The following is a 21,990-nucleotide window of genomic DNA, read 5'->3' as shown; positions in this document are numbered from 1 at the left end:
GCCAGCCGATCGCCAAGCGCGCCGCCTCCCGAGATTTTGAAGAGATCATTGCCATGTCCGCCTTCTCGTCCGCGTCAACGTCCGTCTCCCCGTCCACCTCTTCCGCCGCGGCGCCCGCCGCCCCGGAGGGCGCGCCGGAGCGCGAGCTCCTGCGCATCGTCATCGTCGGCCATGTGGACCACGGCAAGTCCACCCTGGTCGGCCGCCTGCTGCATGAGACCGGCTCGTTGCCCGACGGCAAGCTGGAGATGCTGAAGGAAGTCTCCGCCCGCCGCGGCATGCCGTTCGAGTGGTCGTTCCTGCTCGACGCGCTGCAGACCGAGCGCGACCAGGGCATCACGGTGGACACCAGCCAGATCCGCTTCAAGACGGCGAAGCGCGACTACGTCCTAATCGACGCGCCCGGCCACGTGGAATTCCTGCGCAACATGGTCACCGGCGCAGCCCAGGCCGATGCCGCTGTGCTGCTGGTGGATGCCGGCGAGGGCGTGCGCGAGCAGACCCGCCGCCACGCCTTCCTGCTGCACCTGCTCGGCCTGCGGCAGGTGACGGTGGTGGTGAACAAGATGGATCGCGTCGCCTTCGGGCAGGAGGCGTTCGCGGCCATCGAGGAGGATGTGAGCGCCTATCTCGGCGGCTTCGGCCTGCGCCCCACCTTCGTCATCCCGGTGTCCGCGCGCGACGGCGACTTCATCTCCGAGCGCACGGCGCGCCTGCCCTGGTATTCCGGCCCCACCGTGATCGAGGCGCTGGACGCCTTCACCGCGCCGCCGAGCCTGTCCGACCAGCCGCTGCGCTTCCCCATCCAGGCGGTCTACAAGTTCGACGAGCGGCGCATCCTCGCCGGGCGAATCGAAAGCGGGCGCCTCTCGGTGGGCGACGAATTGGCCTTCGAGCCGTCGGGCGCCACCGCGCGGGTGAAGTCCATCGAGGCGTGGCCGGGGCCGGCCCCGGCATCGGTGGAGGCCGGCCAGTCGGTGGGCATCACCCTCGACAAGGACATCTTCGTCACCCGCGGCGACATCGCCGCCCATGGCGACCAGCGCCCGCGCGCCGCTAAAAGCCTGAAGGTGCGCCTGTTCTGGCTGGACGACGCGCCGCTGAAGGCGGGCGATCCGGTCATCGTGCGCCTGTCCACCGCTGCCGCGCCGGGCGTGGTATCCGCCGTGACCAGCGCCGTGGACCCCGCCAATCTCGTCACCGAGGGCCAGGCGAGCCTTGGCCGCAACCATGTGGGCGAGGTGGAAATCACCCTGCGCCAGGCCTTGCCGGCCGATCCCTACCACCTCAATGCCTTCACCGGCCGCGTGGTGGTGGAGCGCGAGCGGCGCATCTGCGGCGGCGGCATCATCCTGCACGCGGCCCGCGAGGCGCGCCTGGAGGCGCCGAAGCGCGGTCCCGTGGTGGCGGTGGATTCCGCCGTCACCCCGGCCGAGCGGGTCACGCGCTTCCATCACCAGGGCGCGGTGCTGTGGCTCACCGGGCTGCCGGCCGCAGGCAAGTCCACCGTGGCCCGCGCCATGGAGCGGCGCCTGTTCGACCTCGGCGGCTCGCCGGTCTATCTCGACGGCGACACCCTGCGGACCGGTCTCAATGCCGACCTCGGCTTCTCGCCGCAGGAGCGCTCGGAGAACATCCGCCGCGTGGCCCACATGGCGTCCTTCCTGGCCCGGAACGGCCACATCGCCCTCGTCGCCCTGGTCTCGCCCACGCGCGCCGACCGGGAGCAGGCGCGGGAGGTGGGTGGTCGCTTCTTCCACGAGGTGTTCATCCGCGCCGCGCTGGAGGTGTGCGAGGGGCGCGACCCGAAGGGGCATTATGCCAAGGCCCGCAAGGGCGAGATCGCCAGTTTCACCGGCGTCTCCGCGCCCTATGAGGAGCCTGAGGCGCCGGAACTGGTGCTCGACACCACCGGCGACATCGCCGCCTCGGCGGCGGCGCTGGAGGCCTATCTGGAGGAGGCGGGCATTCTCTTCCCACCGGACGCCGATTCGCCGATCTGAGGCCGGGGGAGTGCAGCACCGAGCGTCGGCGCCGGGCCTGGAAAAACTCTCGGCCTGCGGCCGTCTTGTGGCGATGCGCTGGCTTTGGCAGCTTGGCGGTCCCAGTCTGCAAGGCAGCCGCCGCATTCCGCGTGCGGGCTGAGCCGATAAACGCCCGAGGAACGCCCCCAATGAGCGCCCCCACCAGCGCCGCCGCCGATGAGCATCCCATCCGCCTCGACATCGCCGACGGCATCGCCCGCATCCGCTTCAACCGCCCGCAGGTGCTGAACGCCATCAACGAGGCGGCGGTGCTGGCCTTCAAGGCGGCGGTGGATCAGGTGGCCAAGGACGAGAGCGTTCGCGTCGTGGTCCTGTCCGGGGAGGGAAGGGCCTTCATGGCCGGAGGCGACGTGGGCCGGTTCCATGAGGCGGGACGCGACGCGCCGAAGGTGGTCAGCGCCATCATCGATCCGTTTCATCACGCCATCGTCTCGCTCGCCGCCATGCCGGCGCCGGTGATCGCCAGCCTCCACGGCGCGGTGGCGGGGGCGGGCGTCTCGGTGGCTCTGGCGGCGGACCTCGCCATCGCCGCCGACGACATCAAGATGACGCTGGCCTATACCCGCATCGGCACCTCGCCGGACGGCTCGTCCACCTTCTCGCTGCCGCGTGTGGTGGGCCTGCGCAAGGCCATGGAGATCGCCCTGCTTTCCGATACGGTGGAGGCGGCGGAGGCGTTGCGGCTGGGCCTGGTGAACAAGGTGGTGCCGGCGGCCGACCTTCAGGCCGAGACGGAAGCGCTGGCAAAGCGCCTCGCCGCCGGGCCGACGCTGGCCTATGGCCGCATCAAGCACCTGCTGCGCGCGTCCTTCAACCACAGCCTGTCCGACCAGCTCCACGCCGAGAGGGATGCCTTCATCGCCAGCGCCGGCACCCATGATTTCGCCGAAGGCGCGACGGCTTTCGTGGAAAAGCGCACGCCGCGTTTCGAAGGGCGGTAATCCGGCCGGTCCGGGCCCCGCCTGCCGGCATCCGTCGACGGGCGGGGCGCGGCCATTCCATAAAAACACATGATAAAAATGTTTATTGACGATAATCACTTTTCATATAAAATAGCTGGAAATTATGGGAAGTGAATTATGACCATTGCACGCGGGCGGGTCCTCCGGGACAGCTTCCTCTTCCTCCTGGCCTATGGTGTCATTGCCGTGGCCGTCGTGTTCGGCTGAGCGCGGCTCCTTCGGGTTGCCCGCGCACGGCCGGTTCCCGCCGGCCGCCTTCCGTTTTCCCCGCCTGATGGGTGCGGCATACCGCGCCATGTACAAGCCTTTGTCGGGCTTGGCATTTCGTTTCCGCTCCGGCACCCTTCCGCAATGCAACCTGCAAACGGGGCGGTGAGGACGCGATGGGACTGTTGATCCCTGCCGGTGTCGAAGGGGCCGAGCCCGGCCGGGCGGCGGCGCGGGCCAGCGGGGTTGCGCCGCGCCTGCACGAGCGGGCCTTCGATATCCTGGCGTCCCAGATCGTCTCCGGCGCGCTCCGTCCCGGCGAGCGACTGCTGGAATCGCGGGTGGCCGAGAAGTTCGGCATATCCCGTGCGCCGGCCCGGCAGGCGCTGGCCCGGCTGGAGCAGCTCGGGCTGGTGCGCCGCGCCGAAGGCCACGGCTTCCTGGTGGAGCTTCCCATCGGCCCGGTGCCTTCGGTTCCGGACCAGGCCCCGGCGGGGGACATCCACCTCGCGCCCGAATCCACCTGCGAGCGCATCTACAAGGAAGTGGAGCACGAGGTGGTCACGCGCAGCGCCTTCGGGGCCTTCCGCGTGGTGGAGAATCACCTCGCCGCCGCCTATGGGGTGAGCCGCACCGTGGCGCGGGAGGCGCTCTCGCGCCTCCACCAGCGCGGTGTCGTGCGCAAGGATGCGCGGCTCCACTGGTATGCGCCGGCCCTGACCCCCGCTTATGTGGCCGAGCTGTTCGAGATGCGCGCCATCCTGGAGCCCGCGGCCCTGCGCCTCGCGGCCCCGCGCCTGCCGCCGGCCATCCTCGCGGCGCTCAGGGGCAACCTCGCGCAGGCCATGGCGGACCCTTACGCCGTGGACGGGGCGCGCCTCAGCGCGCTGGAGGAGGAACTGCACATCAGCCTGCTCGGCCATTGCGGCAACGCGACGCTCATGGACGCCCTTTCCACCTACCAGACGCTGCTGGTGGCGCTGACCTTCCTCTACGACGCCGCGGCGCGGGCGCCGGGGATGGAGCCCTTCCTGGCCGAGCATCTGGATGTGGCGGAGCGGCTCTCCGCCGGCCATGCCGACGCGGCGGTGGAGGCGCTGAAGAACCATCTCGACGGTTCCTTTGCCCGTGCCATGGAGCGGCTGGAGCGCGTGCGCCAGATGCCCGCGCCGGGACCTTTGCCCTATCTGTCGCCCCTGTGAGGGCCGCGCCCGCCCGCCTTTACAGCGGGGCGGTGGCCGTCACATGGCTGTGACCGCCCTCCTCGCCACCGAAGCCGCACCTATTTGTTGATCCAGACGGGTGGCGCGCGGCGTGAACGGGGTTAAGATCAATCTGTTCGCCGGCGCAGTTCTCCGTCTGCTTGCCGACGGGTCGTCGCAGGCGTCTTGGTGGAGAAATCCCATGTCCCTCGTTGCCGGTTCCGCCCTTGCCCTCGCAGCTCTTGTGGGGGCGATGGTCCTTGCCCAGCTCGCGGCGCGGCAGAAGCAGGCGGTACCCGTGCGCGTGCGGGCTCGCCGCAGCCGGCGCTGAGGCCGCGTTTCCGCTCCCCGCTTTCGGGGCGGGGGTTGCCCGCTCGGGCTTTCGGACGCAGTGCGGGCCGCTGACCCTTTGAACCACAATTGATCTGGTCTTTAGAGCGTGATCCGATCACGCTCTAAAGAGGGTGGCTTCGTCCCGGCGTCGAAGAACGTCCGGCCCTCGCCGCAAGGGCGCAACACGCTGGCCCATGGGGTGCTGGATATGGGGACCGACATCGAGATCCGCGTCGAGCGGGTCTCGCAGCTCTTCAACATGCTCGATCCCTACCCGTTCCGGGAGCGGGACCTCGATCCGGAAGCCGAGGCCTATATCGTCGATTGGGCAAGCGAGCTGCCCCACGGCGCCCCGGTGCGCATCGTCGTGCACCTGCCCGCCGTCGAAGCCGCGTCCCCGGAGGCGCAAGGCCTGCCGCAGGCCATGCGGCGCTACTTCATCGAGCGACAGGCCGCGTTCGGGCGGGAGCTGAAGGAGCTTTTCCGCGTCGGCAGGGTATCCCTCGCCATCGGCGTCACCGTTCTCGCCCTGTGCCTGCTGCTCGCGAATATCTTCGGCGACCGGACCTTCGCGAAGAGCCTCTGGGGCTTTGCCGCGGAGGGACTCATCATCGTGGGCTGGGTCGCCCTGTGGCGGCCCATGGAGATCTTCCTCTACGACTGGTGGCCCATCGCCCGGCAGAGGAAGCTCTACCGGCGTCTCGCCGAGGCCACGGTGGAGGTGGTGCGGGCCGGGGAGGCGGGTCCCTAGTGGTTCGACCGCGACAGATGGAATCCATCCGTCGCGAGCAGGTCGAACCACAACTCTTTGATCCACTAGAACGCGATCCGAGCAAATTGCACAAATTTGCTCTGTGAATTGCCATCTAAACTCAAGAAAGAGAACGCGCTGCGGCGGGAACCTGCGGGCCGGCTCGCGGCTTTCAGACATACCGGCATTCAGAAGACCGGTCCCATGGAGGACCCCCGATGCCCCGCGCTGCAGACGTCCCCACTCTTTCCATCTCTCCCGAAAGCGTGTGCTACCTGATCATCAAGGCGCGCGCTTTCGACGCCAAGGATGCGGTGACCGATCCCGATCCTGGCTCCGACGGTCCCGACGACGGCATGCGCGCCGTGCTCGAGGACCATGCGGACGATCCGGTGCTTCAGGAGCTCGCCAGCGCCATCGCCGTCCTGAACGAGGATCAGCAGATCGACCTCGTCACCCTGGCCTGGCTCGGCCGCGGCGACGGCGACGTGGGCAACTGGGATGAGCTGCGCGAGGAAGCGACGCGTGCCCACAACCGGCGCACGGCGCAGTATCTCCTCGGCATGCCGCTGCTCGGCGACTATCTGGAGGAAGGCCTGTCCCAGCTCGGCCATTCCTGCGAAGATGTGGAGATGAACCGGCTTTGAACGACAAAAGGAATGCGTCGACCGGTCAGGTCGCGATGCGACCTGACCGGTGAGAGCCTGTGCAAAGGGGCCGTCTTCTGCTTCAGGCGGCGGCCAGCGCGGCGCGGGCGTGGCCGCGGATGCGCTCCACCATGGAACGCAGGCCGTTGGAGCGCTGCGGGGTCAGGTGCCCCTCCAGTCCGATCTGCCGGAAGATGCCGAGAATGTCGGTCTCCAGGATCTCCTTCGGGCTGTGGCCCGAAACGAGGTGGAGCAGCACCGCCACCAGTCCGCGCACGATATGGGCGTCGGAATCGCCCTGGAACTCGATGATGGTGCCGGCTGGTGTCTGCTTCAGGTCAGAGATGAGCCAGACCTGGCTGGCGCAGCCCTGGACCTTGTTGGTCTCGGTGCGCTCCGCTTCCGGAAAGGGCGGCAGCTTCTTGCCGAGTTCGATGACGTGCCGATAGCGGTCTTCCCAATTGTCCAAGAATTCAAAATCGGCAATGAGGTCGTCTGCGTTCATGAGGCCAATTCCTCGTCCCACCTGTTGCGCCCGCCCGGCAAACGGAAAGGGCGCCTCTTCATCCTTGCGATGCAGCATAACACAGCCGGCAATAAAATGCGGTCTCTTTGATTCGAGTGGGCGGGGCTGCGGGGCCTCAGGCCGGCCGGCGCGGCGGCAGGGGGGCCATGGCAGGAGTCGGCGCGGGCGCGCCGGGCAGGGCGTTCTGGGGCACGAAGGTGCGGCCGTTCTCGCCGCCGCCCCAGGTCGGCAGGAGATCCTTCGGCAACAGATCCTGCGGCGAAAGGTCGAGCGCCCCCGACTGGCCGCCGCTTTGGAGGCTGGCCGGCGGCTGCGGCGGCGCCTCGCCCGCGGGCGCGGAACCGATGGAATCGTGCAGCCATTTGGCGCCCACCTGCGCCTTTTCCACGAGGTGGCTCGCCATCTGCCCGCCCACGGCGCAGGCCTGCGGCTGTCGCTCGCAGAAGCCCTTGAAGTCGGTGACCACGGCCTGCACGGCGCCGAAGGCGTCGAACACGCTCACCTCCTTGCCGTCGGTGCCCTTGAGGCCGAGTGGCAGGAGCAGCAGCACGAGGCCGAGCCAGAAGGCGAGGCGCAGCAGGAAGAACATGGCTCCCTCTTCAAGATGCGCGGGCGGGATCCCGGCGCCCTTGCAAAATACCAGAGGCGGGCTTCCCGTGGACCGGAACGGGGGCCCGGGCGGGCGGACTTTTCAAGACATCGTTAACGCTGAAAGCCGGCGGTGCCGCACCGGTTTAGCGTTCGCTTAAAGCCTGCCGTGGCAGGGTCTGTGCCGCGGCGTCGGGATCCCCGGCACGCGGATTTCAGGCATCCGGCCCGTTCCTGCGGGCATCTACAGGGGGCGACGTGCGTCACCTCGGCACCGGCGAAGCGGCGGAAGGTCCTCGTCCCGTCCCCATGCGGGGCGCAGGCGGCGAGACCCTGCCGCGCCTGGCGGTGCTCGGCCGGGTCACCGGAGCGGCGCTGACGGCCCTCGGCATTCTCGCGCTCGCCTGCGGCGCCGTCGCGCTGCTGGCGGAGGTCACCGGCCTCGTGCGCGGCGCCTTCCTCAACGCGACCGCGCTCATCGCCTCCGGCCTGGTCTCGACGGCGCTGGCAGCGGTGGCCAGCGGGCTCGCCCGTGCCGCCACCCGGGCCAGCGAGGCGGTGCCCGACGATGCCCTCCTCGTCACCCGCCACGGACCCCGTGGCGAGGTGGAGGCCGTGGAGGCGGTGGAGGGGCCGTTCGCCGGGGCGCCGGCCTCGACCTTCGCCGGCATGGCTCTGTTCGATCGCGTGCTGGTGGCCGACCGCCCCGCTTTCCTGTCGGCGGTGCAGGCTGCGGCCCACGGCAGGGCACAGCGCTGCGAACTGCGTCTGCGCTTTGATGCGCGCTCCGATGCGGCGCCGTCCTTCATGACCGTTGAGGCGCGATTTTCGGCCCAGCGCTCCGGTCGGGTCCGCATCGTGTGGCGCGCGCCCTGGCAGGCGGCCGCCGCCGAGCGGCTGAAGGCCGACGCCGCCGCCCGCGCCCGCGCCGCGGCCGAGGAGGCCAACGCCGCCAAGAGCCGCTTCCTCGCCGCCATGAGCCACGAGCTGCGCACGCCGCTCAACGCCATCCTCGGCTTTTCCGAGCTGCTGGCCATCGAGAGCGGCGCCCCCCTCGATGACGCGCGCAAGGCGGACTACGCCCGCATCATCCACGAGAGCGGCCAGCACCTGCTCGGGCTGGTCAACGACATCCTCGACCTGTCGCGGGTGGAGGCGGGGGCCTATGAGCTCGATCGCGAGCGGGTGGATGTGACCGCCCTCGTCGCCGGCTGCGCCGAGATGGTGGCCATTGATGCCGGGCGCGCCGGGGTTGCGGTGAAGACCTCTTTTGCTTCCCGCCTGCCGGTGATCGACGCCGACCGGCGGGCGTTCAAGCAGATCGTGCTCAATCTCCTGTCCAACGCCGTCAAGTTCACGCCCGAGGGCGGCCGCGTGCAGGTGAGCGTGCGGCCGGACGGCGATGCGGTGTCCATCCGTGTGCGCGACACCGGTCCCGGCATGCGCCCGGAGGATGTGGCGCGGCTCGGCGAGCCCTTCTTCCAGGCCGGAGACTGCACCCAGCGGGCCCGCGGCAGCGGCCTCGGCATCGCGGTGGTGAAGGGGCTCGTGAAGCTGCACGGCGGCGATTTCCGGGTGGAGAGCGCGCCGGGCCGGGGGACCTCCGTCACGGTGACCCTGCCGTGCGCGGCGGAGCCGGCGGCGCGGGGTGAGGGCGTGGTGGCGCCCTTTCCCGGGCGCCTCGACGACGCGCGGGCCAAGACTGACGGCATGAAGAGGATGGCATGAAGCTGGAACCGGTCCTGGCGGGACGACACGGAGAGGATGCGCCCGCCGAGGCGGCGGATCTCGTGGCCGAGGTGCGCGCGGGCGAGGAGCGGCGCCTGCGCCGCCTCGACGTGATGGCTGGCGCCGTGGCGGTGGTTGCCTCCGGGGTTTTTCTCGTCAACCTGCTCCTGCTGCAGGCCCCGCCGCCCGGCGCGCCGCTGCCGGAGGCACGCCCGGCGGGCGCGGTCCAGGCCCTCGATCGCGCGAAGACCGGCCGCACCACGGTGCCCCTGCCGCCGCATGGTCCCGGCACGCCCGCCGCCTCCGCCGGTGGCGCCACCAACGGTGCGCTGGGCTACCTGTCCATCCGCACCACCGTGACCGGAACCCCGGTGCCCCTCGTTCCCGCCACGGCCGGCTCCGGCCGCTCCACCACCGAGGCCCATGCCGATCCGGTTCCGCGCCGGCCGCCGGCGAGCGTCGGCGCGGGGGGCGACGTGACCGGCGCGGTGCGTCCGCCCACCGACGTGCCCGCCTCGCCGCGCATCCTTGCGGTGCAGAAGGCGCTGGCCAAGCTCGGCTACGGCCCGCTGAAGGTGGACGGCCGGCCCGGCGGCGAGACCCGTACCGCCATCCAGCGCTTCCAGCGCGACCGCAACATGGCCGCCGACGGCGAGATCAGTGACAGGCTGGTGCGCGAACTGGCCTCGGTCTCGGGCGTCACGGTCAACTGAATGCGGCTCAAGAGCGCCATCTTCGTTTCCGCCCTCATCCGCCGCGCCCAGGTGGAAGGCGCCTATGGTGTCGTGGTGCGGCGGGGCGCGGAGGAGGCGGGGGCCATCTTCGTCAAGGTCTCTCGCCTCGACGGGACCGCCGCCCTCTATGGCCCCGCCCCGCAGAGCGCCTTCGACGAATCCTTTCCCTCCGACCGCCTGTTCTCGGTCCTGGTGGAGCCGGGCCGGCCCGAGGCGGATGCGGACGCGCGCGTCGCCCGGGAGCTGAAATTCGACCCGGACATCTTCGTGGTGGAGATCGAGGACCGCGCCGGCCGCCATTTCCTTGACCTGGAAAAGGAATGATGGCGCGCGGCGCCCCAGGCCGGAGCCTGTCCCGCCCACATTGGTTCATCCGCGGTTAAGGTGCACGAAACCATAAGGACGCCAGCGACGTTGTGATCACGGCTCTCCACGGAGGAACAGAGCATGAGCACGGTCATTGCGTTCCCCGATGTGCATACGCTGGCGCCGCGCCGCGGCCCTGGCAGAAGCCGGGATGCGGAGGAGGTCCGGCCGGAAGGCGCGGACATCGTGATCCTGCCGGTGGTGCGCGTGGAACGGTATGAAGCGCAGCTGCCCGGCCCGGTGCCGCGCACCAGCGGCCGGCGGGCCCGCTGATCCGCCCGGTTTCCGACTGGGCGCGTGGCTTTCCCGCGAACCGGTCGAAGGGTCTGAAAGCGCGCTCTAAATTCAAGAAAGAGAACGCGTTGCCCGATCCGCTTGCGATGCAAGCAGATTGGCGCGTGCTCTAGTTCGACGGCGCGCAGGTGGCGGCTTCGATCTGTCGCCGCACTATGGCCCGCGTGCCCCGCTCGCGCACGAAGGCGCGCACCGCGACGATGCCCTCGAGCGAGGGCGATTCGATCACCAGCCGGTCCGCTGCGGTGATTTCCTCGTCTTCCGGCAACGCCGCCTTCTGGCTCGCGGTCATGAGGTCGAGCTCGATCACCTTGCCGGCCGCCTGGTCGCTGAGCGCGTAGAAGGCGAGGCCCTCCGCCGTGAAGAACGACACCGAGGTGTAGTCGGCCGTCGCCGGCACCCGCACCTTCAGCGGCGCTTCCGACAGATCATACAAACATACCGCCGAGACGAAGGCGGGGTCCATCATGGGCAGCACCTGCTCGTGGGGCGAGGGGTCCGGCAGCAGGGTGAGCGCATTGGATTCCATCAACTCGGAAAGCCGGGCATAGGCATTGCGCTCGGCGAGCGCCGGCATGGCCAGGATGGAGACGATGTGGGCGATGGCCCCGAGCACCACCGCGAAGGCCGCGAACAGCAGCGCCTGACCGGGCGAGCCGAAATGCGGCCGTGAGAGGCGCGGGCGCGGCAGGCTGCCGGCGATCCGGCCGAAGAAGCGCGACAGGCGGCGGGAGAGGCGTGCGGCGACGCCGGAAGCCTCCTCGCGCAGATCTTCGAAGGTCGTCACAGGCAGGCCTCCCGCGTGATGCGCGGCAGCACGGCGGCATCCGCGGCGCCGGAGGCGAAGGAGAAGGGCGCGTCATAGAGCCGGAGCGCCACCTTCAGCCGCGGCCGGGCGCCGGTGGGCAGCCAGTTGCCGGCGCGGGCGCGGGGGGACAGGCGCACGTCGATGGCGCCGTCATCGCGATACACCACCTCGGCGCTGGTGAAGCCGGAGCGGCCCGCATCGTTGGCGATGAGGTGGCCATCCTGGTCCATGAGGGTGAGCGTCCACAGCCGTGCCTGCGGCAGCACGCCGACGATGCGCGTCTCGCAGCGCCCGTCGAGGGGGGCGCCGGTATCGTCCGTGGTGGCGAGGAAGAGCAGGCCGTCGGCCAGTTCCAGCGGCAGTTCGCCCGAGCGGGCGAAGGCGGCGCGGGCATAGGGATCCGCCTTGACGGTGCCCGCGCGCGGCCACCCCAGCCACGCGCCCGCGTGCACCACGTCGAGCCCGCGCGAGTGGGTGACGGAAAACCAGGTGACGCCGAGCCCGAGAATGGTGGCGACGAGAAGTGTGAAGGCGAGAGGCAGAAGGCGCACGGCACATCCGGGGGCTGTCGGCCCCCTATCTAGAGCACAATGCCGGCCGGCGCAAAGCGGTGGGCCCGCTTCAGCCGGGACGTCGCATCTTGAGGCTGGCGAGACGCGCGCGGCTGTCCTCGGGAAGGGGCAGGGGACGGCGGGTGACCATGTCGAACAGCACCAGCACCGTTTCCGCCGTCGCAGTGCAGCGTTCGTCCTGGAAGATGGCCTGCGCCAGCGTCATGGAGCTGTTGCCCACGGACAGCACGCCGGTACCGATGAGCGCCTCGCCCGGCCACAACATCTCCGCGCGGTAATCCAGCACCAGGCGGGCGAGCACGAAGCTCGCGTGCTCCGGCGCGACGGCGGCAGCCCCGCCCCAGAGCAGCCGGGTGCGTCCGGTCTCCAGGAAGGTGGAGAAGACGGCGTTGTTCACATGTCCGAGCTTGTCGGTGTCGCCATAGCGGATGGTGTCGCGCGCCGTGACGGGGAAATCTTCAAGGCGGGGAAGGGGCGGCTTCTCGCGCGTGCTCATGTGGTGCTCTTCCCCTGGCGGCGGGCGTCCTTGCCCAGCGCACGCCAGCCGATGTCGCTGCGGAAGAAGCCGTCCGGCCATTCGATCCTGGCGATTCCCGCATAGGCCCGGTCGCGGGCCTCGGCCAGCGTCGCTCCGGTGGCGGTGACGTTGAGCACGCGCCCGCCATTGGACACGAGCGTGGTGCCCTTGAGCCGGGTCCCGGCCTGGAACACCAGGACACCCTCCAGCGCCGCCGCCGCATCGAGGCCGCCGATGGCACTGCCCACCTGGTGCGGGCCGGGATAGCCGCGCGAGGCGTAGACCACCGTCATGGCCGCATCCTGCGACCATTCCGGCGTCACCTGCGCGAGGCGGCCGGTGGCGGTGGCGTGCAGCACCGCGACGAGGTCACCGGTGAAGCGGGGCATCAGCACCTGACATTCGGGATCCCCGAAACGACAATTATACTCCACCAGCTTCGGGCCATCGGCGGTCAGCATCAGTCCGGCATAGAGCACGCCGCGATAGGGCGTGCCGGCCGCCACCATGGCGCGGGCGGTGGGGATGAGGATCTCGTCCAGCGCCCGGCGCTCCAGCTCCGGCGTCAGCACGGGGGCGGGGGAATAGGCGCCCATGCCCCCCGTATTGGGGCCGAGGTCGCCGTCATAGGCGCGCTTGTGGTCCTGCGCGCTGCCGAAGGGCACCACGGTCTCGCCGTCCACCAGGGCGAACAGGCTGGCCTCCTCGCCCTCCATGAATTCCTCGATGAGCACTTCGGTGCCGCCGCCGGCGAACACCTGCTCCACCGCGTCCACTGCTTCTTCCTCGGAGAGCGCGACCACCACGCCCTTGCCGGCCATGAGGCCGTCCGCCTTCACCACGATGGGTGCGCCCTGCCGGCGCACATGGGCGGCGGCCTCGGCGGCCGAGGCGAAGCGCCCGAACGCGGCGGTGGGAATCGAATTGGCCTTGCACAATTCCTTGGTGAAGAGCTTGGAACCCTCCAGCCGGGCAGCGGCGGCCGTGGGGCCGAAGGCTGCGATGCCCGCCGTTTCCAGCCGGTCCACCAGCCCCGCCACCAGGGGCGCCTCGGGCCCCACCACCACGAAGTCGATGCCGTGGTCCCGACACCATTTCACGATGGTATCGTGGGCCGAGAGCGGGATACCCTCGATCAGCTCTGCATGCTCGGCGATGCCGGGATTGCCCGGTATGGCGTAGAACTGGCCGATACTCGGGCTCTGCGCCAGCTTCCAGGCGAGGGCGTGCTCGCGCCCTCCCGATCCGAGCAGCAGGATGTTCATACGGCCTCCCCCGTCCGTTGCCCCAGGGCTCGCTCGCACGCGTCGTCGCAGCGTCTCTCGCGAGTGTCTCCTGTCACAATCGCCTATCGGCTCGGGGGCGCGCAAACAAGAGGCACGGCTCTGCGCTCGCCGCATGGGGGCATGTCCCGCTATGCTTATTTCTTAACCAAGCGATGACTGTGATTCGATGGTGGATATCGCCGAACCCCGCGCCAATGCCCCGGAATGGAGCGTTTCCGAGCTCTCTGCCGCGCTCCGGCGCACGGTTGAGGACGCGTATGGCCACGTGCGGGTACGCGGGGAGATCTCCGGCTATCGCGGGCCGCACGGCTCGGGCCACGCTTATTTCAGCCTGAAGGATGCCGGAGCCCGGCTGGACGCGGTGATCTGGAAGGGCACCTTCCAGCGCCTGCGCCTGAAGCCCGAGGAGGGGCTGGAGGTGGTGGCCATCGGCCGCCTCACCACCTATCCGGGCAAGTCGGGCTACCAGATCGTCATCGAAGCGCTGGAATTCGCCGGCGCCGGCGCCATCATGGCCATGCTGGAGGAGCGCAAGCGCCGCCTCGCGGCCGAGGGCCTGTTCGATCCGGCGCGCAAGGTTGCGCTGCCGTTCCTGCCGCAGGTGATCGGGGTGGTCACCTCACCCACGGGTGCGGTCATCCGCGACATTCTCCACCGCCTCTCCGACCGCTTCCCGCGCCGGGTGCTGGTGTGGCCGGTGCGGGTGCAGGGCGAGACCTCGGCGGCGGAGGTGGCGGCGGCCATCCGCGGCTTCAACGCCTTGCCGCAGGGCGGCGCCATCCCGCGCCCGGACGTGATCGTGGTGGCGCGCGGCGGCGGCGCGCTGGAAGACCTCTTGGGCTTTTCCGATGAAGAGGTGGTGCGGGCGGCGGCCGAAAGCGCCATCCCGCTGGTCGCCGCCGTGGGCCACGAGACCGATGTGACCCTCATCGACTTCGCCGCCGACGTGCGCGCGCCCACCCCCACCGCCGCCGCCGAGATGGTGGTGCCGGTGCGCTCCGAGCTGATCGCGGCGGTGGAGGACCTGGGCGGACGGCTCGTCGCCGCCCCGGTGCGCCTTCTGGAGCGCCGGCGGGCGGACCTGCGCGCGCTGTCCCGCCTTCTGCCCGGCGCGGAGAACCTGCTTTCCGTGCCCCGGCAACGGCTCGATGCCGCGAGCGAGCGCCTGCCGCGGGCGCTGAGGGCCAACGCCGCCGCCCATCGCCTGCGCCTCGTCGCGGCCCGCGCGCGGCTGTCGCCGGAGGCGCTGAAGCTGCGCCTGGAACGCGCCGGCGACCGGCTGGAGACGCTGGAAGGCCGGCTGGTGCGCGCTTTCACCGTCGCGCGCGAGCAGCGGGCGGCGCGGCTGAAATCGGCGGGCCAGCTGCTGGACGCCCTGTCCTTCAAGGGGGTGCTCCGTCGCGGCTTCGCGCTGGTGCGCGATGCCCAGGGCCAGCCGGTGCACCTTGCCGCCGGCATCGGGCCGGGCACGGCGCTGGACCTTCAGTTCGCCGACGGGCACGTGGCGGCGGTCACGGGAGAGGCGGTGCCGGCTGGAACGGCGCCGATGCCCGCGCGGCCGCGCCCGGCCAGGTCCAGGAAGCCGCCCAAGGTGGAAGGGCCGACCCTGTTCGACCCGTGAGCCGGCGCCCCTTTCGCGCCGCGGGGCGAATGGCTATGTTAAAAGTTCTTCTTTCAGGACGATGACGGCGGTGATGAACAGATTCGAACGCTTCCCCGAGCCCCATGGCGAGGCGGAGGTCCGCTACCTCGACGGCGAGTTCCGCATTCTCCGGCCGGGCAGCTTCGTGCGCTGCGCCGTGACCGGGCAGGCCATTCCGCTGGACGAACTGCGCTACTGGAGCGTGGACCTGCAGGAGGCCTATGCCGGTCCCGAGGCGGTGCTGACCCGCGTCAAGGAGCGTCCGGCCGGCTGACGCCCCACGGAAATCCTGCCGTTGAAAAGAAAGGGCGCGCCGGTGGCGCGCCCTCTTTCGTTCAAAGCCCGCTTGGGGAGCACCTTGGCTCAGCCCTGCGGCTGCAGCGTCTCCAGGAAGCCGATGGGCGCGCCAGAGGCGGGGCCGGTGAGCTCGCCCTCCCACATCACCTTGCGCCCGCGCACGAAGGTCCCCACGGGCCAGCCGGTGACCTCCTTGCCGTCATAGGGCGTCCATTTGGAGCGCGAGGCGATCCAGCCCGCCGTGATGGTGGCGCGGCGCTTCAGGTCCACCACCGTGAAGTCGGCGTCATAGCCCACCACGATGCGTCCCTTGCGGGCGATGCCGAACAGCCGGGCGGGCCCGGCGCTGGAGAGGTCCACGAAGCGTTCCAGCGTCAGGCGTCCGGCGGCCACGTGGTCCAGCATCAGCGGCACCAGCGTCTGCACCCCGGTCATGCCCGAGGGGCTTTCGGGGTAGGGCTTGGCCTTTTCTTCCAGCGTGTGGGGGGCATGGTCGGAGCCGAGCACGTCCACCACGCCGCTCTCAAGCGCCGCCCACAGGGCATCGCGGTGGCGGGCGTCGCGCACCGGCGGGTTCATCTGCACCAGCGTGCCGAGCCGCTCGTAGCATTCGGGTCCGGCCATGGTGAGGTGATGGGGCGTCACCTCCACCGAGGCCACGTCGCGGGCGTCGGCCAGGAAGTCCATCTCCTCCGCCGAGGTCACGTGCAGCACGTGCACCCGCGCCCCGGTCTCGCGGGCGAGATTGACGAGGCGGCGGGTGGCGGTGAGGGCCGCGATCTCGTCGCGCCACACCGGGTGCGAGGAGGCGTCGCCGGGCACGCGCAGGCTCTTGCGCTCCTGGAGGCGCGGCTCGTCCTCGCAATGGAAGGCGGCGCGGCGGCGGATGACCTTGAGGATGTTGCGCACCCCGTCATCGTCTGGCACCAGCAGGGAGCCGGTGGACGAGCCGATGAACACCTTGACGCCGGCGGCCCCCGGCAGGCGCTCCAGCTCGGGCAGGTCCTTCACGTTGTCGTGGGTGCCGCCCACATAGAAGGCGAAATCGCAGTGCATGCGGTTGGTCCCGCGCGCGATCTTGTCCTCCAGCGCGGAGACGGAGGTGGTCTGGGGAATGGTGTTCGGCATCTCGAACACGCCCGTCACCCCGCCCATGACGGCGGCGAGCGACCCGGTCTGAAGATCTTCCTTCTGCTCCAGCCCCGGCTCGCGGAAATGCACCTGGGTGTCGATGACGCCGGGCAGGATGTGGAGGCCCGTGGCGTCCACCACCTCGCCCGCGCTTGCGCTGCCGAGGGCGCCGATGGCGCGGATGCGTCCGCCTGTCACCCCGATGTCCGCAACGGCAATGCCGGCGGGGGTCGCGACCGCGCCGCCCTTCAGCAGCAGATCGAAAGTCACGGGCATCGGACAGGCTCGCTCTTGATGGGGACAGGCAAGCGGCCTTAAATCTGGTTTTTATTTTTCTGACAAGGACGGCCCCCATGCCCGTCATTCATTTGACCGATCGTGTGCTCATTCGTGCCACCGGCCCGGAAGCCTCCAAGTTTCTCCATGGCGTGATCACCTGCAACGTGCAGACCATGGCGAAGGGCGACTCGCGCTACGGCGCGCTGCTGACCCCCCAGGGCAAGATCATCTCCGACTTCCTGTTCTATTCCGAGGGCGAGGATGTCTTCCTGTTCGACGTCCCCTCCGAGCGGGCCGAGGACCTGCTGAAGCGTCTCATCTTCCACCGCCTGCGGGCCAAGGTCACATTCGAGAAGGCCGACGACCTCGCCGTCGCCGCCGTGTTCGGCGATGCGGGGGAGGTGCCCGAGGGCGCGCTCTATGCCGATCCGCGCTTCGCCGCCCTGGGCCAGCGGCTGGTGCTGCCGCTGGCGGCGGCGCAAGCCCTGTCGTCCGACGCGGCGCCCTATGAGGCGCACCGCATCGCCCTCGGCATTCCCAAGGGCGGCCCGGACTTCATCTATGGCGACACCTTCCCCCACGAGGCCGACATGGACCAGCTGGGCGGGGTGGATTTCAAGAAGGGCTGTTATGTGGGGCAGGAGGTGGTGAGCCGCATGGAACACCGCTCCACCCCCCGCAACCGGCTGGTGGAGGTGCTGTTCGACAGCCCGCTCGCCACCGGGCAGGAGATCATGGCCGGCGACAAGAGCGTCGGGCAGGTCCTGTCGGTGACGGACGGGCGGGGTATCGCCACGGTGCGCCTCGACCGCGCCACCGACGCCAAGGCGGATGGCGTGCCGCTCCTCGCCGGGGAGGTTCCGGTGGAGCTGCGCCGCCCCGAATGGGCCGGCTTCTCCATGGAATGGGAGAAAAAGGTGAGCGAGCTCGACCGCAAGTTCAAGGGAAGCTGAGGGTGGCAGGGCCAAAGGCGGAAGACGCGAGCAAGACCGCGCCGGTGGCGAAGTCCGAGCGCGCCCCGCTGCTCCAGCATGGGGACGGGCGGGCGCGCTGCTTCTGGTGCGGGACCGACCCGTTCTACATGGCCTATCACGACGACGAATGGGGCGTGCCCGAGCGCGACAGCCGCGCCTTGTTCGAGAAGCTGCTGCTGGACGGCTTCCAGGCCGGCCTCTCCTGGATCACCATCCTGCGCAAGCGGGAGAATTTCCGCCGCGCCTTCGACGGCTTCGATCCGGAGAAGATGGCCCGCTACGATGCCGCCAAGGTCGAGGCGCTCATGGCTGACGCGGGCATCGTGCGCAACCGGGCCAAGGTGGAGGGGGCGGTGGCCTCCGCCCGCGCCTATCTCGACCTTCAGGACAAGGGCATCGCCTTTTCCGACCTCCTGTGGGAGGCGGTGGACGGCGAGACGCGGGTGAACCGGCCGCGCCGCATCGCCGACGTGCCGGCGGAGACCGCCGAGTCCCGCGCCTTGTCCAAGCGTCTGAAGGGAATGGGCTTCAAGTTCGTCGGGCCCACCATCGTCTATGCCGCCATGCAGGCCTGCGGACTGGTGGACGATCACCTCGCCGGCTGCCACTGCGCCAAGGGGTGAAGTTCCGCGACAAAGGGCCGGGGATGGCGGCGGACTTTATGGCGCGCGCCCCTTTCATCGTCGGCAGGCGACGCCTATATTCGGGATGCCGGCGCAAGCCGGATATGGCGATAAATGGGTGTCGGAATAAGCCTTTCGGACCCGGGGGCGGTACCCGGCGCCTCCACCAGAGCCCAACTTCCCCTTACAGGGTGGCGGGCTCCGGCGGGGGCGAAATAGGATCGACGAGGGTGTAAAGGGCATACTTTCGCTCGGCATGGTTCCGCCGTCATCGGGCCGAACTGATAGTTGCGAATGACAACTATGCTCCGGTTGCTCAGGCCGCGTGAGCGGTTTGACGATCGAAATCAAAGTCCTACCGGGTAGCACTGGCTAGGCGGGGTTCGGAGGCACCTGGCAACAGAAGCCTCCACTTCCCTTCCATCCGGCCGGAAGAGGGAAGGTTTGAAGCTCCATAGCCAGACCGTCCGGATACGGCGCGCCCGTATGGCCCCCCGGAAGGTGCCCGGAGCCTTCAGGATCATGGGGCCGGACGGGGAAGTGCTGCGGGCTCATGTCGGTCGATCACATCCGCTACGATCTTCTCGCCCAGGAGGCTCTGCGCTCCGTGGTGCGCCGTGTGCTCCTGGATGTGGCCAAGACCGGCCTGCCGGGCGAGCACCATTTCTACATCTCCTTCGACACCCGCGCGCCGGGCGTCCGCCTCTCGCAGCGCATGCGCGAGAAATATCCCGAGGAGATGACCATCGTTCTCCAGCACCAGTTCTGGGATCTCATCGTCACCGACACCACCTTCGAGGTGGGGCTGTCGTTCGGCGGCATTCCCGAGCGGCTGCTGGTGCCCTTCTCCGCGCTCAAGGGCTTCTTCGACCCCTCCGTGAAGTTCGGCCTCCAGTTCGAGCTCGCCGCCAACGAGAGCGAGGCGGAGGAGACCGAGGATGCGCCGCTGGACGCGCCCCGCTCGGCCAACGCGCCTGCGCCGGTGAAGCCGTCGCGGGGGGCCGCCTCCGAGCCGGCGCTGGCGAGCGCCGCACCCGATACCGAGACCGCCGCAGCCGGTCAGGAGGCCGGCGAACGGCCTGCGGGTGGCGCCCAGGTGGTGCAGCTCGACGTTTTCCGCAACAAGAAATAGGCGACCCCCCGGACGGCAGTCGTGACCGCCGAGACCGACGTGGTGGTGATCGGGGCCGGCGCCGCCGGCCTCGCCGCCGGCACGCGGCTGCGCGCCGCCGGCATTGCCTTCCGCATCATCGAGGCGGCCTCCAGTCCCGGCGGACGCGCGGCGACCGATTTCACCACCCTCGGCGTGCCGTTCGACCTCGGCTGCCACTGGCTCCATGACGCGCGGGCCAATCCCTTCACCGCGCTGGCCGCGCGGCTGGGCTTCCGGGTGGGGGCGAACAATCCCAATCCGCGACTGCTGCACCTCGGCACCCGCTTCGCCACCACCGCGGAACGGGCCGAGGCGGATGCCGAGGTCGATGCGGTCTTTGAAGCGGTCATTGCCGCCGGCCTCGCGGGCCGGGACACGGCCGCCTCCGCGGCCATGGCGCCGCCGGGCCGTTTCGGTCCGTTGGCCCGCCATTGGCTGGAACTGATGTCGGCGGCGGGGCCGGATGCCATCTCCACCGTCGATTTCGCCTCCTATCACGACACCGACGACAACTGGCCGGTGCTCGACGGCTACGGCGCCCTGGTGCTGGCGGCGGCTGGCGCCCTGCCGGTGACGCTCGATTGCCCCGTGACCCGCGTCGATCGTTCCGGCGCGCGCCTGCGGCTGGAGACGATGCAGGGCACGCTCACCTGTCGCGCGGCCATCATCGCGGTCTCGACTGCCGTCATGGCCTCCGGCCGGCTCGCCTTCGCTCCTGCCTTGCCGCCAGACCTTGCGGAGGCGTTTGCGGCCCTGCCGCTCGGCTTCGCGGAGAAGGTGGCCCTGCTGTTCGAGGACGACGTGTTCGGCGTGCCCGAGCGCACGGCCGTCGATGCCATCGACCCTGGCCATCCCGCCCGTGCCGGGGCGTCGGTGCTGCTGAGGCCCGGCGGGGTGCCGGCGGCGCTGATCCATGTGGCGGGGCCGGAGGCGCAGGCCATCGCGGCGGACGGGGAGGGGGCGCTTGTCACCTTCGCCCTCGACGTGCTCGGTTCGGCCTTCGGTTCCGCCCTGAAAGCGAAGGTGAAGCGCAGCCGGGTCACCCGCTGGGCCGACATGCCCTATATTGGCGGCGCCTATTCCTGCGCCCTGCCGGGACGGGCCGCCCTGCGTGCGCGGCTGCATGAGCCCCTCGACGGGCGGATCTTCTTTGCCGGGGAGGCGTTGGGGCGCGCGGCCTTCTCCACCTGTCACGGCGCCCATCTCAGCGGCCTCGCCGCCGCCGATGCCGCCCTTGCCGCCCTCCGGCGCGCCCCGTGATGGAGACCCCAGATGATGCCCCGCCATCCCCTCGCCCTCGTGGTCGCGGTGTCGCAGAACGGGGTGATCGGCGCGGACGGCGGCTTGCCGTGGCGCCTGCCCTCGGACCTCAAGCGCTTCCGCGCCATCACTTGGGGCAAGCCGCTGCTCATGGGCCGGCGCACTTATGAGTCCATCGGCCGGCCGTTGCCGGGGCGCACCTCCGTGGTGGTCAGCGCCGATCCGGCCTTCACGGTGCCCGAAGGGGTGCTGAAGGGCGCGAGCCTCGATGAAGGGCTGCGCCTTGCCGACGAGGCCGCCGACGCCATGGGGGCGGACGAGATCATGGTCATCGGCGGTGCCCGCCTGTTCCACGACACGCTGCCGCTGGCGCGCACGCTACACCTCACCGAGGTGCATGCGGCCCCCCCGGGGGACGTTTATTTCCCAGCCTTCGATCGGGCCGGGTGGCGTGAGGTGGCACGGGAAGGCCCCATCCAGGGCGACAAGGATGAGGCGGCTTTCACCTACGTGACGCTGGTGCGCCCCGCCGCCTGACGCCGCTCCGCGCGCGCCGGTTTCAGACACGCCGTTCCGGCTTTTGGACGCGCGGAGGTGGGCACCCTCGCGCGCGTCATCGCTCTTCTCCCGGCTCCGTCTCCGCGCTGGGGCCCCTGTGGGCGGGATGCCCCTCGGGGTCCTGGCTACTGCGCGCCGACCAGACCCGGTGGACGGGGCAGGTCGCCGAAGCCGCGGGTTGGGGGCAGGTTGGTCTCCGGCGGCAGGGGGGTAAAGACGCGCGGCGCCGGTTCCGGCTGGGCGCGCTCGGTCCGGCGCGGCGCCTGGCGCACCGCCGGCCCATGCCGCTCGGCGGCGGCCTCCGGCGTCGGGCGGGCGTCCTGGCGGGATGCGGCAGGCTGAGCCGGCGCGGATGGGGCCGGTGCAGGTTGCGTCTGGGCCTGCGGTTCGGCCGGAGTTGCCGTTCCGGCCGCGCCGGGCGCCGCGGGCGCGCCGAAGCCGACGGGTGGCGCCTCCCGCCGCTCGATGGCCCGCTCGATGGCCTGGGGCCGGGGAACTGGCGGCGGC

At 70.2% G+C, this 21,990-nt stretch carries 24 protein-coding genes, 1 other RNA gene and 1 pseudogene; 18 read left to right on the top strand and 8 right to left on the bottom strand.

All coding sequences use genetic code 11. The features are described from left to right. Positions 1 to 53: 53 nt before the first annotated feature. From cysC to K9U40_RS06110, 6 genes are all read left to right on the top strand, one after another. Complete coding sequence (gene cysC / locus K9U40_RS06135; protein WP_282889323.1) at positions 54 to 2,003, top strand: adenylyl-sulfate kinase; 1,950 nt, start codon at positions 54 to 56, stop codon at positions 2,001 to 2,003. A 170-nt stretch (positions 2,004 to 2,173) separates the two neighbouring features. Beyond that, positions 2,174 to 2,986, top strand: coding sequence for an enoyl-CoA hydratase/isomerase family protein (locus tag K9U40_RS06130; RefSeq protein WP_282889322.1), 813 nt, complete (start codon positions 2,174 to 2,176; stop codon positions 2,984 to 2,986). 404 nt (positions 2,987 to 3,390) lie between these two features. Next, complete coding sequence (locus K9U40_RS06125; protein ID WP_282889321.1) at positions 3,391 to 4,416, top strand: GntR family transcriptional regulator; 1,026 nt, start codon at positions 3,391 to 3,393, stop codon at positions 4,414 to 4,416. A gap of 202 nt (positions 4,417 to 4,618) precedes the next feature. Further along, positions 4,619 to 4,747 (top strand): hypothetical protein, encoded by a 129-nt coding sequence (locus K9U40_RS06120; protein WP_282889320.1) that lies wholly within the window; start codon positions 4,619 to 4,621, stop codon positions 4,745 to 4,747. Between the two features lie 108 nt (positions 4,748 to 4,855). Then, the gene (locus K9U40_RS06115) at positions 4,856 to 5,500 is read left to right on the top strand and encodes a hypothetical protein (protein WP_349239414.1); all 645 of its coding nucleotides are present in this window, start codon (positions 4,856 to 4,858) and stop codon (positions 5,498 to 5,500) included. 218 nt (positions 5,501 to 5,718) lie between these two features. Next, positions 5,719 to 6,147 carry a DUF3775 domain-containing protein gene (locus tag K9U40_RS06110; protein ID WP_282889319.1) on the top strand — a complete coding sequence of 143 codons (429 nt, stop codon included), beginning with the start codon at positions 5,719 to 5,721 and terminating at the stop codon, positions 6,145 to 6,147. An 82-nt stretch (positions 6,148 to 6,229) separates the two neighbouring features. Here the strand turns inward: K9U40_RS06110 and K9U40_RS06105 are convergent, their stop codons facing one another. Together K9U40_RS06105 and K9U40_RS06100 are read right to left on the bottom strand one after the other, a co-directional pair. Then, entirely contained in the window at positions 6,230 to 6,652 is a 423-nt protein-coding gene (locus K9U40_RS06105) for a SufE family protein (RefSeq protein WP_282889318.1), read from the bottom strand. Positions 6,653 to 6,788: 136 nt separating this feature from the next. Continuing rightward, positions 6,789 to 7,262: a DUF5330 domain-containing protein gene (locus K9U40_RS06100; protein WP_282889317.1), complete on the bottom strand. Its 474-nt coding sequence runs from the start codon at positions 7,260 to 7,262 to the stop codon at positions 6,789 to 6,791. Positions 7,263 to 7,519: 257 nt separating this feature from the next. On the opposite strand from K9U40_RS06100, the gene K9U40_RS06095 reads away from it, so the two are divergent. From K9U40_RS06095 to K9U40_RS06080, 4 genes are all read left to right on the top strand, one after another. Next, positions 7,520 to 8,989 (top strand): sensor histidine kinase, encoded by a 1,470-nt coding sequence (locus K9U40_RS06095; protein ID WP_282889316.1) that lies wholly within the window; start codon positions 7,520 to 7,522, stop codon positions 8,987 to 8,989. Further along, positions 8,986 to 9,702: a peptidoglycan-binding domain-containing protein gene (locus K9U40_RS06090; RefSeq protein WP_282889315.1), complete on the top strand. Its 717-nt coding sequence runs from the start codon at positions 8,986 to 8,988 to the stop codon at positions 9,700 to 9,702. Before K9U40_RS06095 ends, K9U40_RS06090 begins: the two co-directional genes overlap by 4 nt. Next, positions 9,703 to 10,047: a DUF1491 family protein gene (locus K9U40_RS06085; RefSeq protein ID WP_282889314.1), complete on the top strand. Its 345-nt coding sequence runs from the start codon at positions 9,703 to 9,705 to the stop codon at positions 10,045 to 10,047. A 123-nt stretch (positions 10,048 to 10,170) separates the two neighbouring features. After that, entirely contained in the window at positions 10,171 to 10,362 is a 192-nt protein-coding gene (locus tag K9U40_RS06080) for a hypothetical protein (protein ID WP_282889313.1), read from the top strand. 130 nt (positions 10,363 to 10,492) lie between these two features. Here the strand turns inward: K9U40_RS06080 and K9U40_RS06075 are convergent, their stop codons facing one another. The 4 genes from K9U40_RS06075 to purD all read right to left on the bottom strand — a co-directional run bounded on the left by K9U40_RS06075 (position 10,493) and on the right by purD (position 13,545). Continuing rightward, on the bottom strand, positions 10,493 to 11,023 hold the full coding sequence (locus K9U40_RS06075) for a DUF1254 domain-containing protein (RefSeq protein WP_414115032.1): 531 nt from the start codon (positions 11,021 to 11,023) through the stop codon (positions 10,493 to 10,495). Between the two features lie 143 nt (positions 11,024 to 11,166). After that, positions 11,167 to 11,742 (bottom strand): DUF1214 domain-containing protein, encoded by a 576-nt coding sequence (locus K9U40_RS06070; RefSeq protein WP_282889311.1) that lies wholly within the window; start codon positions 11,740 to 11,742, stop codon positions 11,167 to 11,169. 70 nt (positions 11,743 to 11,812) lie between these two features. Beyond that, a complete protein-coding gene (locus tag K9U40_RS06065; RefSeq protein WP_282889310.1) occupies positions 11,813 to 12,259 on the bottom strand; it encodes an acyl-CoA thioesterase in 447 nt (148 codons plus the stop codon). Beyond that, on the bottom strand, positions 12,256 to 13,545 hold the full coding sequence (gene purD / locus K9U40_RS06060) for a phosphoribosylamine--glycine ligase (protein WP_282889309.1): 1,290 nt from the start codon (positions 13,543 to 13,545) through the stop codon (positions 12,256 to 12,258). The genes K9U40_RS06065 and purD overlap by 4 nt, the downstream gene beginning before the upstream one ends. A 187-nt stretch (positions 13,546 to 13,732) precedes the next feature. Here purD and xseA point away from each other — a divergent pair, with 187 nt between their 5' ends. Beyond that, complete coding sequence (gene xseA / locus K9U40_RS06055) at positions 13,733 to 15,187, top strand: exodeoxyribonuclease VII large subunit (RefSeq protein WP_282889308.1); 1,455 nt, start codon at positions 13,733 to 13,735, stop codon at positions 15,185 to 15,187. Between the two features lie 73 nt (positions 15,188 to 15,260). After that, the gene (locus tag K9U40_RS06050) at positions 15,261 to 15,482 is read left to right on the top strand and encodes a DUF2093 domain-containing protein (protein ID WP_149575511.1); all 222 of its coding nucleotides are present in this window, start codon (positions 15,261 to 15,263) and stop codon (positions 15,480 to 15,482) included. 89 nt (positions 15,483 to 15,571) lie between these two features. Here K9U40_RS06050 and K9U40_RS06045 read toward each other — a convergent pair whose 3' ends face one another. Further along, positions 15,572 to 16,912 carry a dihydroorotase gene (locus K9U40_RS06045; RefSeq protein WP_282889307.1) on the bottom strand — a complete coding sequence of 447 codons (1,341 nt, stop codon included), beginning with the start codon at positions 16,910 to 16,912 and terminating at the stop codon, positions 15,572 to 15,574. Between the two features lie 77 nt (positions 16,913 to 16,989). Here K9U40_RS06045 and K9U40_RS06040 point away from each other — a divergent pair, with 77 nt between their 5' ends. From K9U40_RS06040 to K9U40_RS06015, 6 genes are all read left to right on the top strand, one after another. Further along, positions 16,990 to 17,868, top strand: coding sequence for a YgfZ/GcvT domain-containing protein (locus K9U40_RS06040; RefSeq protein ID WP_282889306.1), 879 nt, complete (start codon positions 16,990 to 16,992; stop codon positions 17,866 to 17,868). A 2-nt stretch (positions 17,869 to 17,870) separates the two neighbouring features. After that, complete coding sequence (locus K9U40_RS06035; RefSeq protein WP_282889305.1) at positions 17,871 to 18,512, top strand: DNA-3-methyladenine glycosylase I; 642 nt, start codon at positions 17,871 to 17,873, stop codon at positions 18,510 to 18,512. Positions 18,513 to 18,560: 48 nt separating this feature from the next. After that, positions 18,561 to 18,926: a transfer-messenger RNA gene (gene ssrA, locus K9U40_RS06030) on the top strand. Between the two features lie 139 nt (positions 18,927 to 19,065). Continuing rightward, entirely contained in the window at positions 19,066 to 19,644 is a 579-nt protein-coding gene (locus K9U40_RS06025) for an SspB family protein (protein ID WP_282889304.1), read from the top strand. 21 nt (positions 19,645 to 19,665) lie between these two features. Next, positions 19,666 to 20,925: a flavin monoamine oxidase family protein gene (locus K9U40_RS06020; protein WP_282889303.1), complete on the top strand. Its 1,260-nt coding sequence runs from the start codon at positions 19,666 to 19,668 to the stop codon at positions 20,923 to 20,925. Positions 20,926 to 20,940: 15 nt separating this feature from the next. Continuing rightward, complete coding sequence (locus K9U40_RS06015; protein ID WP_282889346.1) at positions 20,941 to 21,462, top strand: dihydrofolate reductase; 522 nt, start codon at positions 20,941 to 20,943, stop codon at positions 21,460 to 21,462. Positions 21,463 to 21,608: 146 nt separating this feature from the next. On the opposite strand, the pseudogene K9U40_RS06010 reads toward K9U40_RS06015, so the two are convergent. Continuing rightward, a pseudogene (locus K9U40_RS06010) lies at positions 21,609 to 21,990 on the bottom strand (hypothetical protein); the annotation flags it as partial.

The organism is Xanthobacter autotrophicus (assembly GCF_030015065.1).
In the GTDB taxonomy this organism is placed as follows: domain Bacteria; phylum Pseudomonadota; class Alphaproteobacteria; order Rhizobiales; family Xanthobacteraceae; genus Xanthobacter; species Xanthobacter autotrophicus_D.
The sequence above is the reverse complement of the archived record's forward strand: the minus strand, read 5'-3'. Positions and strand labels throughout refer to the sequence as shown.

Excerpts from the sequence above, each read along its gene's own strand:
- cysC (WP_282889323.1), top strand. The coding sequence starts at position 54 with ATGTCCGCCTTCTCGTCCGCGTCAACGTCCGTCTCCCCGTCCACCTCT.
- K9U40_RS06130 (WP_282889322.1), top strand. The coding sequence starts at position 2,174 with ATGAGCGCCCCCACCAGCGCCGCCGCCGATGAGCATCCCATCCGCCTC.
- K9U40_RS06125 (WP_282889321.1), top strand. The coding sequence starts at position 3,391 with ATGGGACTGTTGATCCCTGCCGGTGTCGAAGGGGCCGAGCCCGGCCGG.
- K9U40_RS06120 (WP_282889320.1), top strand. The coding sequence starts at position 4,619 with ATGTCCCTCGTTGCCGGTTCCGCCCTTGCCCTCGCAGCTCTTGTGGGG.
- K9U40_RS06110 (WP_282889319.1), top strand. The coding sequence starts at position 5,719 with ATGCCCCGCGCTGCAGACGTCCCCACTCTTTCCATCTCTCCCGAAAGC.
- K9U40_RS06105 (WP_282889318.1), bottom strand. The coding sequence starts at position 6,652 with ATGAACGCAGACGACCTCATTGCCGATTTTGAATTCTTGGACAATTGG.
- K9U40_RS06100 (WP_282889317.1), bottom strand. The coding sequence starts at position 7,262 with ATGTTCTTCCTGCTGCGCCTCGCCTTCTGGCTCGGCCTCGTGCTGCTG.
- K9U40_RS06090 (WP_282889315.1), top strand. The coding sequence starts at position 8,986 with ATGAAGCTGGAACCGGTCCTGGCGGGACGACACGGAGAGGATGCGCCC.
- K9U40_RS06085 (WP_282889314.1), top strand. The coding sequence starts at position 9,703 with ATGCGGCTCAAGAGCGCCATCTTCGTTTCCGCCCTCATCCGCCGCGCC.
- K9U40_RS06080 (WP_282889313.1), top strand. The coding sequence starts at position 10,171 with ATGAGCACGGTCATTGCGTTCCCCGATGTGCATACGCTGGCGCCGCGC.
- K9U40_RS06065 (WP_282889310.1), bottom strand. The coding sequence starts at position 12,259 with ATGAGCACGCGCGAGAAGCCGCCCCTTCCCCGCCTTGAAGATTTCCCC.
- purD (WP_282889309.1), bottom strand. The coding sequence starts at position 13,545 with ATGAACATCCTGCTGCTCGGATCGGGAGGGCGCGAGCACGCCCTCGCC.
- xseA (WP_282889308.1), top strand. The coding sequence starts at position 13,733 with ATGGTGGATATCGCCGAACCCCGCGCCAATGCCCCGGAATGGAGCGTT.
- K9U40_RS06050 (WP_149575511.1), top strand. The coding sequence starts at position 15,261 with ATGAACAGATTCGAACGCTTCCCCGAGCCCCATGGCGAGGCGGAGGTC.
- K9U40_RS06045 (WP_282889307.1), bottom strand. The coding sequence starts at position 16,912 with ATGCCCGTGACTTTCGATCTGCTGCTGAAGGGCGGCGCGGTCGCGACC.
- K9U40_RS06040 (WP_282889306.1), top strand. The coding sequence starts at position 16,990 with ATGCCCGTCATTCATTTGACCGATCGTGTGCTCATTCGTGCCACCGGC.
- K9U40_RS06025 (WP_282889304.1), top strand. The coding sequence starts at position 19,066 with ATGTCGGTCGATCACATCCGCTACGATCTTCTCGCCCAGGAGGCTCTG.
- K9U40_RS06015 (WP_282889346.1), top strand. The coding sequence starts at position 20,941 with ATGCCCCGCCATCCCCTCGCCCTCGTGGTCGCGGTGTCGCAGAACGGG.